The sequence below is a fragment of the Dyadobacter sp. NIV53 genome, assembly GCF_019711195.1.
Lineage (GTDB): Bacteria > Bacteroidota > Bacteroidia > Cytophagales > Spirosomataceae > Dyadobacter.
In genome coordinates this window covers 1800373-1813363 of record NZ_CP081299.1, presented here as the reverse complement: position 1 = coordinate 1813363, position 12991 = coordinate 1800373, and the positions used below count along the sequence as shown (strand labels likewise).

Genomic DNA, 12991 nt, shown 5'->3' with positions numbered 1-12991 from the left:
TCAACAAATGGAAAAGTCAAATCAGGTTAATTTTATTCAGCAGCGTGAGCACGACATCCGGGCTACGGATTCAATTTGTATCAACGAAAGCCAGAAAGAGCACAATTGGTATTACAACCTGAAATACTTGCTGGTCGGGCTGCTTTTCGGTGTACTATTTGTAAAAGCAGAAGTGATCAGCTGGTTTCGGATACAGGAGATGTTTCGGCTGCAATCTTTTCACGTGTACGGTGTTATAGGAAGCGCTGTTCTGGTCGGGGTGATTTCAATTTGGCTTATCAAGCGTTTTGACATAAGAACCATTTCCGGTGACAAGATTTCATTTACCAATAAGAAATTCAGCCAGGGACAAGTTTATGGCGGATTACTTTTTGGGTTGGGCTGGGGATTGACCGGTGCTTGTCCGGGTCCATTATTCGCGCAAATCGGTATGGGTGCAACCGTTGTGACGGTTACATTGCTTAGTGCAATTGCAGGAACGTGGGTTTACGGACGGTACAGAGAGAATTTACCGCATTAAATAACATTATAATATTACCATCGGAGCCTTATATTGATTTTTATGAGATTTTTGGTGATAGACCAAAAGCGGCACGTGGGTGTCCACAGTTAACTTTTTAGTCATTCCCGGTTCAAGCAACTTGTCGAAAAATCCACGTTGACGGGTAGAGACAATTAGAAGGTCCGCCGAGATTTTATCTGAGTAATCTTCAAGCGTATGCATCACCTGATTGCCATTTAGTATCACTATATCTTTCTGATTAATAGCAAGCTCATTCTCTATTTGTTCAATATACTGCCTGTCGGGTTGGATATCCGGTTCCCAGTCTGAGTTCACCTTTACCAGCTTGAGTTTGCCTTCCAATTGTTTTACGAGATCGATCACCTCACGAAGTATATCGTTCTCGTCGAATTCTAATTGGGTGGCATAAACAATATTTTCAAATCGGGAAGCCTTATGATTCGGAGGGATTATGAGCACCGGGCAGGAAGCGTTCAATGCAATGCCAGTCGCAGAACTGCCGATTAGCTTGTCCCAGAACTTTCCTGAGCCCGTTCTGCCCACAACGATTAAGTCGGCTGATGCCTTATTTGCCTGTCTCAAAACGGCAGTTTCAACACCATCTGTTTCCCATACCGCGTCTGCGTGGTATCCTTCCAGTAATGCCTGAGAAACACGATCATGCAGTTTTGTTCTGTAATCATCTTCCATTTCTTTGTAGATCGGCAAACTGGCTATGGATTCAGGAATGCTGTAATCTGCTATATACGGCTGGTAAGAATACATGATTAACAACTTTGCGCCTGATTTGCCTGCAATTTGTTTAGCCGCTTCCAGCGCTTTGTCGGCGTTTTTGGAAAAATCTATGGGTACCAGAATCGTTTTCATGATCAAAGGTTTGTTAAAACAGCGTAGAATTGTTGCTTGTACAAATTTGGAAAATGTAATTGCAAACGAGAATGACCAAGGTCATTGCCTGTCCTGAGATTGATTAGTTATTGTATCCTGGGCACCCAAGTATCCGGATGATGGGTTTGGATCTCACTTTGCTTTCCTCTTCATACTCTTTTCCTTCAAAGGCTGAATATGCAAATCAGTTAATATTAATCCCTCCCTGGCGATTCAACCAATACAATTTAATTCAGCAAACCCGCGCTCCATTGTAAGGAATAGGCAGTTTGAAAGTATTTGGTTTTAAGCTCAATCAATTTTTCCCGTGCCTCAAGGGCTTTGTTTTCACGGCTGTTGATAAGGAACAGCGAGCTTTCGCCATTGGCAAACCGGATCTGCTCGGCTTGTACGAGTTTTTGGTAATTGTCATAATTCATGCTTTGTCTTGTTTTAATCTCGTTGTTTTGTTCAACTGGATTGACGGAGTAAAATTGATTTCCAGAACAATATAATATGGTCGCCAACACAATCATGCAACTACTGTTGGCTGACAAATTATTCTGTAATATAATCGTACTCTGGAACTCTTCCATCTTTCTTCCCTTATGTTTAAACTTCAGAATTAATGTATCGGATTTCCTAATAGATATTTTGTCTTTTTCGGGATGTGCCTGGTAATCAGGTATTTATTTGCAAGTTTGATAGCATCGTTGGATAGCCTTAGCATAAAACAATTCTTAAATATCTGTGCAAAACAATTTTGAAGTTCATAGTATCGTAGCCAACCTATGACATTTATCATCTCCCTCGCCAATCCTGATCAATTAAGTTTCTGGTTCGCCAAAGTAGTTTTGAAAATAAATCATTCATAAACTTCTAATGCTTCATACTTTTCATATTCCTGTATTAGGACTAGGCTATTCTGTCGATACGCCAATTAAAGTTTCTCATTTTGGCATATCGTCGGTCGCGTCCATTGTTGACGACGAGATGATTGAGAAAATGAGAATGCACCATACGCTGGAAAGCGGTGAGACCTATATTCCTATCCGCAACCGGGAACCCGATTTTCGTAGCAGGCGCATTACTGCTTATTTGGACCTGATGGACCGAATTGTAAATAAGAACTTCGAGTTATTAAAAAAACAACCTTTTACGGAAGCATCCGATTTGACCAGGTATTTCCGGCTTTTACCCGAAGCGTCTCAACTGAAACAGAAATACCTCCGGATGCTGGCGGCAGAACCTCCGGAAGAGAAGGCACTAATGGAGACAGATCTGCGATGGGAAATGCGAAAAGGTGCAATCGATGTGAACATCATGTCAAAGGTGGACAAGTTGAATAAAGATGTGTATGGTCAGGACCTGGGAGATGAATTCTCTGATGCTTCGGCTGCTTTGCGTGGATTTGCTAAAAGTACTTTAAATTCCTCACTGGTTCTTTCCGCCGGAATGAACCCGAGGTTGTATAATTATCTTGAGAACTTCAAAGATTTCTATCCAGACAAAAATGAAAGGCTGAAAAAGAAGATCATTCTAAAAGTGAGTGACTTTCGTTCTGCATTCATTCAGGCCAAATACCTGGCGAAAAAGGGAATATGGGTTTCCGAATTCAGGATCGAGTCGGGGTTGAACTGCGGCGGCCATGCATTTGCCACCGATGGTTACCTGCTGGGACCGATTTTAGAGGAATTTAAAACTAAAAAGCAGGAGATGCTGGAAGAATTGTTTGGCTTATACCAAAATGCATTGAATGCAAAATCCATTGCCATTTCCAAAATGCCGACATTAGGCATTACCGTACAGGGCGGCATCGGAACCAGTGAAGAGCATCAATTTCTGATCGATTACTACCATGTGGACGCGACAGGGTGGGGGAGCCCGTTCCTGCTTGTGCCCGAGGTAACCAACGTGGACGATCAGACGCTGAAAGATCTCACGGAAGCCGGCAGCAGCGACTATTATGTCAGCAACTCCTCGCCGCTTGGTGTCCTGTTCAATAATTTCCGAAGAAGTACCGCTGAAAAGCAGCGGCTGGAACGGATAGCAAAAGGTCAGCCGGGTAGTCCATGCAAGAAAAAATACCTGGTATCCAACACGGAATTTACTGCCGAACCCATTTGTACCGCTTCGCGTGAATATCAAAACCTGAAAATAAAGCAGATCGAATCTTTGGGACTTACTCCGGAGCAATGCGAGCGGCAGGTGAATGCGGTGACCGAAAAACTATGCCTGTGTGAAGGGTTAAGCACCGCGACATTGATCAAGCATCGACTGTTGAGGCCAAATGAGAATCACGCCGTTTCTATTTGTCCAGGTCCTAACCTCGCGTGGTTCTCAAAAGTGTATTCGCTCGGTGAGATGGTGGACCACATTTATGGCAGGGTAGACCTGCTGGCAGGCGTGGCCAGGCCAAATATGTTCATCAACGAACTGAATCTGTATGTGGAACACTACCGGAAAGCAATGACGGAGAATGCGATCAGTTTCAGTGAGAAAAAGGATAAGTACCTGGTAAAGTTCAGAGATCAGTTGCTGGCGGGCATCCGGTACTATAAAGAACTGGCTCCCAAACTGATGGGTGAAGCCGGAAACAGTCAGAAGAATTTGTTGATACAACTGGAAACCATCGAAAACGGGCTGGTCAGTTTCGCATCCTGACCAACTTTTCATATTCAAAAACAGTGATCAGGCTGCCTTTCATATCGATGAGTTTTTCGTCTTTGAAATCTGAAAGTGTCCGGATCACTGTTTCAGTTGCGGTGCCGACCATGGAAGCAATGTCTTCCCGGGTGATTGACATGGAGAATGGTTTTGCTTTATCTTCCTGATAACGTTGTACCAGCGTTACCAATGCCTGCGCCACCCTTTTACGCACGGAATTGTAAGCTAAATGCAGCAAACGCTCCTCCCGGTCTTTGATCTCATTGGATAGCATCCTGATAAATTTCGAGGACACTTCGCGGTTTCCTTGCAGCAAATTAAAAAAATCATCTTTTGGGATCATCGACACTTCTGCTTCTTCCAGCGCGATCGTCGTTTCCTGATACGGTTCTCCCTGAAGCAGATCAAGGTACCCGAAAAAATCTCCTTCTTTATACAGGTCGGTAATGTATTCTTTTCCGCTTGTGTTTGATTTATAGGCCTTTACTTTGCCTTTTTGTAAAAAAAATACATTAGACGGATAGCTCCCTTCCGTATAAATCGTTTCCTTCTTTTTAAGGGTTTTTACTTTTTTATCCTCGGCCAGTTTCGCAATCAGATCAAATGATTTGGCTTCCTCAATAAACTGGTCCAGTCCTTTTGCAGAGCGATCAAATTGACGTTTCATCCGCTCACTCTTTTTAAGCCGCATTTCTACGATATTCAATAGCTCGACGTCATCATAAGGTTTGGTCAGATAATCGTCCGCGCCCATCGTCATTCCTTTTCTGTAATCCTCTTTTTCTGCCTTGGCGGTAAGAAAAACAAATGGAATGCTGGCAGTTTGCTCATTCTTTCCAAGCAAATGCAAGACTCCGTACCCGTCGAGCTCAGGCATCATAATGTCACAAATGATCAGGTCGGGGTTGAACTCGATGGTGAGGTGCACACCTTCTTTGCCGTTCTGAGCGGTCATCACTTTATAGTTGGCCAGTTCCAGGATTTCAGCCGTATTTTCCCTCATTTCAGGATTATCTTCAATCAATAATATTTTTTTAGCTTCCAAGGTTGTCATTTTTTGTAAAGTAGGTAGTTGATTGTATGCACTATTTTACTCCGGTCTGCCAGTCGACGGAATTAGGTTGGGCAGGTCGACGAAAAATGTAGTCCCCGAACCCACCTCGCTTGTAAATGTAACCGATCCACCCATAAGTTCAACATAGTTACTGACGATGTTGAGGCCCAGCCCGGTCCCCTTGCGTATTGCCCGCATTGTGCGCACGGAAAAACCGGTCGAACACATTTACCTGGTCTGCATCTGGTATTCCGATACCTTGGTCACGTACATTCAGATGTATCATTTTCGGGTCAGCCTGTATGGTCAGAAAGATCTGTTTTCCGTTGTCTGAATATTTAATGCCGTTAGAAAGCAGGTTAAACAGGATGTTCCTGAGCAATTGCTTGTCAAGCCATACATCCTCAGTCCCTGAATAATCAAAACGAATCTCCTGGCCTTCCTTGCAAAGTCCCTGAATTTCTTCAATCAGACTTTTACAGAACAGGGGCAAATCTACCTGTACCGGGACGCTGTGAATCCGGCCTTCTTCCAGTTTTCCAATCGAAAGAAAGTCGTTCAGTATTTCAGTAAGGTTGTTTACCGCGGATTTAATACGATGTACATGCTTATGTCTTTTTTCTTCATCTTCCGTTGTCACATATCTGCCGATCAGCGAAGCGGAAGATAATATTGTAGCCAGCGGTGTCCGGAATTCATGCGAAGCAATCGTCACGAACTGGCTTTTCATATTATTCAGCTCTTTTTCCTTTTTCAGCGCGCGGATCACTTCCTCCTGGGATTCCTCTACCTTTTTTACCGCTTCTGCAAGCTCGCGGGTACGCTGTTCCACACGCTCTTCGAGCTCTGCATTTAATTTCTGTATTTCAAGATTGGCTTCCCGGATTCGGGTATCCTGTTTTTTTCGCTCAGTAATGTCAATAACAAAACTCACGACAAACTCTCCGTCGCTCGTTTTGAATGGACTCAGACTTACCTCAACCGGGAACTCGCTGCCATCAAATCTTCTTGCAAACAGATCCATTAAATGCCCCATGCCGCGCGCACGCGGCGCTTCCAGGTAATTATCCCGGTAGTGCACGTGATTTCCGGCAAAACGTTGCGGGATCAGCATTTCAATTTTTTTGCCGATCAGTTCCATATCGGAATAACCAAAGAGTTCTTTCGCTTTTGGATTCAGCATGACGATAGTCCCCGCTTTATTGACCACAACAATACCTTCTGTTGCATGTTTAAAGAGGGCATCGAGCATTTCAATATGCCGTGTCATCACCTTTGTATGTATTAAAATATCACTATCAAACATAGAAAGGTACATTACATCGGTGAATAGACAAAATAAGACGCATCAGATTGTCTGACTGAACAGTTGTACCTCAGGCTGTTTTTCCCACAAACGTGCGTCGAACGCCATGCAGATATTCCGGACAAACGGTTTGCCTTTCTCAGTTACACGGACACCAAACGGCTTGAATTCGATGAGTTCATCAAATTCCATTTCAGAAAGACGCTCGATGGATTTAAAAAGATCGATGCATACTTCACCGGCTTTGGGCCACGAAGTCTCAAACTGTGTCATGAACCTTAAAATATGCTGGCGGATGACAAGGTCTTCCCGCGTCAGAACATGCCCGCGGGTAATCGGTAGCTCTCCGGATTCGATCCGTGCATAGTAATCCTCTACTTTCTTCTCATTCTGGATATAGCCCGACCAGCTGTCACTGATCGCCGAAGCGCCCAGGCCGATCAGCAGTTTGGTGCGGGTGTCGGTATAGCCCATGAAATTCCGGTGAAGCCGCTGTTCCTGCTGCGCTTTATATAGTTCGTCTGTTTTCAGGGCGAAATGATCCATGCCGATATCCTGGTAGCCCGCAAGTTCGAGTACGTTTCGTCCGGTTTCGTAGATCGCCATTTTTTTATCCGGATCGGGAAGATTGTATTGTCCTGATATAGCTTTACACTAAAGCAGAAAAGGATGAAAACAAATGGGAAGAAAGTTACGGTCAAAAATCGAAAACCTTACGAGCGTTTAAGCGAGAGGGAAAAAAGGAAGATTGTCCATGAAGTAAATTCGGGATTAATTGGTCAGAGAGCTTGTGCAAAAAAATACGGTCTGAGTCGAAACACTCTTAGTGCATGGATAACTGATTTTTCTTCGTTTAATATAAAGCCACAGGAGGTGGCAGAAGAGGCCATCAGCGATATGACTGAAAGTTCAAAGACAAGGATTCTTGCCAAACAGGTGCAGGATTTAACGAAGCAACTTGAAAAAGCTAACCTTAAAATTAGCGGATTGCAGACCATGATCGAAGTCAGCGAACAAGAACTTCACATTAAGATCAGAAAAAAGCCTGGTACCAGACAGTAAAGAAAATGAGACAGAAACATCCACAGGAAAGCCTTGGAAGTCTCTGTGAACTGTTTGGTGTTACACGTCAGGCTTACTACGATGCAGCAGCGCATGAAAAGAAAACATCCATAGCTCACATGCTGGTTTTGACGTTAGTCAGAGAGTACCGGATCGATATTCCACTGATGGGAACCAGAAAACTACTTTTTCTATTAATGCCTGACTTGGAGCAACACGGTATTAAAATTGGAAGAGATCAGTTGTTCGAATTGTTGCGATTTCATGGCCTCTTAATCCGCAGAAGGAGGCGGTTTGTAAAGACAACAGATTCCCATCACTGGTTAAAAAAGTACCCTAATTTGATTAAAGGGCTGGAAGTAACCGGAGCGAATCAACTGTGGGTGAGCGATATAACATATATCAGAACCTTGGAGGGATTTAGTTACCTAAGTCTAATAACAGATGCATTTTCAAGGAAAATTGTAGGATACTGTCTTTATCATACCTTAGAAGCAGTGGGCTGTGTTAACGCTTTAAAGATGGCTGTTGAGGGATTAAAACGTGATTCACCATATTTCCTGATCCACCATTCCGACAGAGGAATACAGTATTGCTCAGCAGAATATGTGAAGATTTTAGAGGATGAAAATATTGCAATCAGTATGACTCAAAGTGGTAGTCCCTATGACAATGCACTTGCAGAACGGGTAAACGGAATTATAAAGAATGAATTTTATCCAAAACGGATTTACCAAAATCATAAAGAAGCATTGAAGGCTATCACAAAGATTATTCAGATTTATAACAGCAAACGGCCCCACGCAAGTATCGATTACTTAACACCTGACCAGGCGCATGCTCATGAAGGGTTATTATCAAAGCGTTGGAAACGATACCATCGAAAAAAGAAAAGTCCATCTGAGCCTATCGAAGTATGATATGGCAGTTCGATCTCCACATTGTTTCTTATAACCCCCATTTTAATGAGGGGGATTACAAGAAATAATGTTCAAAGCCAGTAGCAAATTACAGCCGCAAAATTTAGATTAGAAAAAGGCTTATACTATACTTGTAAAGTAATTCCAGTATTAAGAAAATCAGGTGTAAGCTAATTGCAGTATTAACAAAAAAGAAACGTAAAGTTTAATCAGGACTATCACAAAAAACTGTAAGGTTTTTTCAGGACGATACACCCGCCGCATAAAAAATTCCGGTTGGCAGTCTCAGAATCGTATGTAGGTTACATTTGTCCATCAAATCACGGCGGATCTTACGTCCGTCACCATCTTCAAATAGGGCATTATCCGGTAATACCACCGCCGCCCGTGCTCCGCCTTTTTTGTGTAAGGAACGGTAAATATGCTGCAAAAAGTTAAGCTGCTTGTTCCCCGACAAATACGTAAGGTCGTCCCGCGAAGGGCGTTCGCCTCCTTGTTTGGTCCCAAAAGGCGGATTGGCCAGCACACCGTCAAAGTCCCTGAAAGTTTTTCCAAGTTCTGACAAAGTATCGCCCAGTTCTATACGGCTTTCCAGTCCGTGCAGTTTCGCGTTCATCAAAGCAAGCCTGTGGGCATCCTGTACCAGCTCACAACCACTGAATGCTTCATTTTCCTGGAAAGTACGGTCAGCAGCCGAATCGAAATAATTATCATGTTTGTTTCTCAGATACTGATCGGCAGCAATCATAAAACCAAATGTACCCGCAGCAGGATCATTCCAGCGTTCACCCAGTCTTGGCGCTATCAGTTCCACCATCACGTTGATCAGTGGCCGTGGCGTAAAATATTGCCCTGCACCACTTTTCTTCTCTCCCGCGTTTTTCTCTAAAAGTTCTTCGTAGATCGTCGCAATTTTATCCTGCTCATGTTCATCAAACCAGTTGATCGCATCAATCGTCGTGATCAGTGTTTTCAGGTTTACCGGCTTGCGAAGGGTAGTGGAAGCGTTGGTATATATTTCTTGTACCGCCGCATTGGCCGACTTGGTACTGATGGTAGCCAGCAACTCACGGTATGTATCAAATAGCGTTACATTGTCCGTAATTCCTTTTAACGCAGACCAATGGTATTCTTCCGGAATATCTTTTTCAAAACCTTTAGTTTCTGATAGACGTAAAAATAAAATATACGTTAATTCATTAAGATACTGGTGATAAGTCACACCATCATCCCGCAATACATTACAAAGTCCCCAGAGTTTATTAGCAATTTCTTCCGCACTCATTGTTATCTATTATTGATTGATAGAAACAGAAAACATATTATGCTGTTATCTGATATAAATTTTGATTAATGTTTTTAATGACCTGTTCAAGCTGCTGATCAAATATTTTGTTTACCTGTTGAAAACCACCGTCCTCTATAAATGGTGATTGATTAAGATCTTCTATTTGCAAAACGGTTTCTTTGATCAGCTGTTTTTCAAAACGGTCGATCCATTTTTGCTGAACCCGGTTCCAGCTCTGCATGCTTCTTACTTTATTTACTGCTTTTTTGATCCGGTCCTCGTGGCTTTCCAATGCGCTTCCCATAGCAAGTGTCCGGATAAATGAAATAATATCGGCTCCCATATCTTCATTTTTGGCCTGCTTCCAGGCGGCTTTGACTTTACTGGTTTCAAATCCGCCATCTGCCAAAGCTATCAATAAATCCTTTAACGAACGTCGGTCCAGTTGTTCGGGACGTGTGCAAACTATTTGCAGAGCCGTTATTTTATTCTGGTTTTCCTTGATAAACGTGGTAAAACTTTCCAGGTAATCTTCTGGTCTTTTGGCATTTCCATACCCGATTTCTGTACGAAGGTACTGATCTTCATGATCTGAAAAATAAGTTCTCTGACCAGAAGAAATCGGTTCATCGAGGAACTTCCAAAGTTTAGTTAATTGCTGAATCTTTTCCAGACTTTCAGGCAGTGGATTTTTCTGTAATCCTTTTATCAGATCGTCTATATTTACACTCCCCGCCCTGTACGTAAACATATCACGATGCTGGCTGGTCATCTGGTTTTTCTTACGCTGAAGTTTGGCAACGATCTGTTCTATCTGCTGCCACGCACGTCCTTCGTTATCGATCTGACCTATTTCCTCAGCCAGTTTTGCAAAGCTTACCGTTGGATTTACTACCACAGGTTTCATTTGTGTGTATTGTTCCAGTGTATCATAAATTTTGACGGCATCGTAGATACGGAATATTTTCTTGCCGATACTGTCACACCGCCTGGTGGCGCGTCCCAGCATTTGTTCAAAAAGTATGCGGGATTTTACACGTCTCAAAAATACAATATTACAGATTGCAGGAACGTCAATTCCGGTCGTCAGCAAATCGACCGTTACGACGATATTGGGGTACTTTTCATTTTTGAATTTGGTAACTTCTGATTGCGGATCATACACTTTTCCGGTAATTTTCATGATAGCATTATCCGGAAAACTGATATTAAGGTTTCGGAATTCTTCTTTAAACAAAGAAACAACCATGTCAGCATGATCGTTTGTAGCAGCAAAAACCAGCGTTTTTTCGTCTAAGTCAGGATCAAATTCTTTTACCAGCTGCTGTATTACAGTCCGGTTAAAACTTTCTGTAATGACCTTTTTATTGAAACCGGATACATCAATCTGTAATTCGTCTTCCAGTTCGTCCAGCTCAATGACCGTATTGGTTTCTTTGTCGTAAGACATAGGCTTTTCACCTTTTTTCCATTCAATTCCTTCTTCACTCAGTTTTGTTTTGATAAGAATAGGAGGGTCATGGTCAATCAGAAAACCATCAATAACAGCTTCACGATAAGAATATGTGTAAACAGGTTTACCAAAAATTTCAGTTGTATGCAAGGCAGGTGTAGCAGTAAGTCCAATCACGTAAGCATCAAAGTAATCAAGCACCATACGGTATTTGCTCACGTAATCCATCTGATTTTTAAAATCAAGATCGCTTTCGTCCATTTCTTTGTCAAGAATATAACCACGGTGCGCTTCATCAATAATGATACAGTCGTATTGATCTACTGATGGTATATTTGCCTCATTTTCATTGTCATAGACACGTTTAACCATACTCTGCACGGTGGCAAAGTGCAATCTTGTATCAGCATCCGGCAGCGTATCCTTTAAGCCGGTAATCTTGTATATTTCAGTAAAAGTATTGAGTCCGTATACTTTATTATCCTTAAATGCATCCAGCGCCTGAGTCCCCAAAAGTGTGCGGTCGACCAGAAAAAGGATACGGTTAAACCGGTTGGTTTGTATTAAATGGTAGCAAAGTCCGATGATCGTACGCGTTTTTCCGGTGCCGGTTGCCATAGCCAGCAAAGCTTTTCTGTCGGCTGGATTGTTGATGATTTTGCTTTCAACTGCGTAAATTGCCTTGATCTGGTATTCCCGTAAACCCAATCCACTTTTTTTCGTTAGAAATTCCAGGGGTGTTTCCACCAGTTTTTTATTGGATTCTTCAATGTCCCGGTTTCTTAACTTTACCAGTCCATCCGGTGAATACCAGCCATGTAATGCTTTGGCGTGATTATTTTTTTGACGGACATCTAAGAACCATACACCACTTTTTGTTTTAATCTGTTCGAAATATTGCCTTCCATTGGTCGAAAAAAGAAAAGGAACTTTGTAACCGTCCCATTCATCTAAAATAACGATTTCTGCCAATGGCCGTATTTTTTGAGAATAAATTCTGGATTGTCCCAGATCTGTTGAAATATCCTGTGCATATTTTTTTGCTTCAACAATGCCATACAATTCCATTCCGATAAAAAGGGCATAGTCGGCCCAGCCAGAACCAGCCGGCCATTCAGCAATAGCGATATTTTTTCCTTTCTGAGGTAACGTTTTAATGGTTTTGTAATTAAGGATTCTGGTATCCGCTTCCCAACCTGCTTTTCTGAGTTGTTCGTCGATCAGGTCACGCGTTTCAGCCTCCGACCATTCTATTTTTTTGGCAGCTTTTTCCGAGCGTTGCTGGATAACCTGTTGTTTTTCAGTTGTTAATCCATTGACGTCACGTTCTGTAAGTAATTGTTTGTACTTAGCTTCCAGATCCTTATAGTCTGTTTCAAGTAAGTGTAAAGCATGATGAGCATCCAGATTGGCCGGTTCTGCAAAAGTAAGCCTGAAAATATCCAGGTTTTCTGCTGAGTAAGTCTCATAAAACCATTTAGAAATTTTGAATGCAGAGATCAGTTCTTCTTTTGCTTCCTGAAAGGTACCTACCTGATCGTGTGTAGCTTTGTTTCCTCTGACTCTGACGTAATAAAACAGATCCTTTATAGCCTGAGGGAGAATATTCTCTAAATTCAATAATCGCAACCGGTTTGCAAAAGAGTTGTCGGCAGGAAATTGCAGTGCATGTTCCTTCAAAAGAATCTCTGTAATCTTTTCACCAAAGTTTCTGATTTTCCATAATGAAGCTGCTGCATCCTGATGCAGGTAATATTCAGCGGATATTCCAATGTTATATAGAATCGGGAATTCCTTTTTGAGGAAAGTAAAATTGGAGAAGTTATTCATGGAAGAGGGACAAACAAAATT

Annotated in this window: 12 protein-coding genes; 4 read left to right on the top strand and 8 right to left on the bottom strand. The window is 42.3% G+C overall.

Translation table 11 applies throughout. From position 1 onward, the window contains the following. Window positions 1-7: 7 nt before the first annotated feature. The gene (locus KZC02_RS07345) at window positions 8-520 is read left to right on the top strand and encodes a DUF6691 family protein (protein WP_221393494.1); all 513 of its coding nucleotides are present in this window, start codon (window positions 8-10) and stop codon (window positions 518-520) included. 6 nt (window positions 521-526) lie between these two features. Here KZC02_RS07345 and KZC02_RS07340 read toward each other — a convergent pair whose 3' ends face one another. Together KZC02_RS07340 and KZC02_RS07335 are read right to left on the bottom strand one after the other, a co-directional pair. Beyond that, the gene (locus KZC02_RS07340; protein WP_221393493.1) at window positions 527-1390 is read right to left on the bottom strand and encodes a universal stress protein; all 864 of its coding nucleotides are present in this window, start codon (window positions 1388-1390) and stop codon (window positions 527-529) included. A 248-nt stretch (window positions 1391-1638) separates the two neighbouring features. Next, window positions 1639-1830, bottom strand: a complete 192-nt coding sequence (locus KZC02_RS07335) for a hypothetical protein (RefSeq protein WP_221393492.1) — start codon at window positions 1828-1830, stop codon at window positions 1639-1641. Between the two features lie 442 nt (window positions 1831-2272). On the opposite strand from KZC02_RS07335, the gene KZC02_RS07330 reads away from it, so the two are divergent. Continuing rightward, window positions 2273-4054, top strand: a complete 1782-nt coding sequence (locus KZC02_RS07330) for a hypothetical protein (protein ID WP_221393491.1) — start codon at window positions 2273-2275, stop codon at window positions 4052-4054. Here KZC02_RS07330 and KZC02_RS07325 read toward each other — a convergent pair. From KZC02_RS07325 to KZC02_RS07315, 4 genes are all read right to left on the bottom strand, one after another. After that, window positions 4038-5111 (bottom strand): response regulator, encoded by a 1074-nt coding sequence (locus KZC02_RS07325; RefSeq protein ID WP_221393490.1) that lies wholly within the window; start codon window positions 5109-5111, stop codon window positions 4038-4040. The two genes, KZC02_RS07330 and KZC02_RS07325, sit on opposite strands and share 17 nt — an antisense overlap. 36 nt (window positions 5112-5147) lie before the next feature. Next, complete coding sequence (locus KZC02_RS32460; RefSeq protein WP_255637290.1) at window positions 5148-5246, bottom strand: hypothetical protein; 99 nt, start codon at window positions 5244-5246, stop codon at window positions 5148-5150. A 13-nt stretch (window positions 5247-5259) separates the two neighbouring features. Beyond that, complete coding sequence (locus tag KZC02_RS07320; protein WP_255637289.1) at window positions 5260-6381, bottom strand: PAS domain-containing sensor histidine kinase; 1122 nt, start codon at window positions 6379-6381, stop codon at window positions 5260-5262. Window positions 6382-6459: 78 nt separating this feature from the next. Next, entirely contained in the window at window positions 6460-7023 is a 564-nt protein-coding gene (locus KZC02_RS07315; protein ID WP_229254053.1) for a hypothetical protein, read from the bottom strand. Between the two features lie 63 nt (window positions 7024-7086). Here KZC02_RS07315 and KZC02_RS07310 point away from each other — a divergent pair, with 63 nt between their 5' ends. Then, on the top strand, window positions 7087-7479 hold the full coding sequence (locus tag KZC02_RS07310) for a hypothetical protein (RefSeq protein WP_221393279.1): 393 nt from the start codon (window positions 7087-7089) through the stop codon (window positions 7477-7479). A 5-nt stretch (window positions 7480-7484) separates the two neighbouring features. After that, on the top strand, window positions 7485-8399 hold the full coding sequence (locus KZC02_RS07305) for an IS3 family transposase (protein ID WP_221393278.1): 915 nt from the start codon (window positions 7485-7487) through the stop codon (window positions 8397-8399). A 241-nt stretch (window positions 8400-8640) separates the two neighbouring features. Here the strand turns inward: KZC02_RS07305 and KZC02_RS07300 are convergent, their stop codons facing one another. Together KZC02_RS07300 and hsdR are read right to left on the bottom strand one after the other, a co-directional pair. Beyond that, window positions 8641-9684 carry an N-6 DNA methylase gene (locus KZC02_RS07300; RefSeq protein WP_229254052.1) on the bottom strand — a complete coding sequence of 348 codons (1044 nt, stop codon included), beginning with the start codon at window positions 9682-9684 and terminating at the stop codon, window positions 8641-8643. 37 nt (window positions 9685-9721) lie between these two features. Beyond that, window positions 9722-12970, bottom strand: coding sequence for a type I restriction-modification system endonuclease (gene hsdR, locus KZC02_RS07295; RefSeq protein ID WP_221393489.1), 3249 nt, complete (start codon window positions 12968-12970; stop codon window positions 9722-9724). Window positions 12971-12991: the final 21 nt, after the last annotated feature.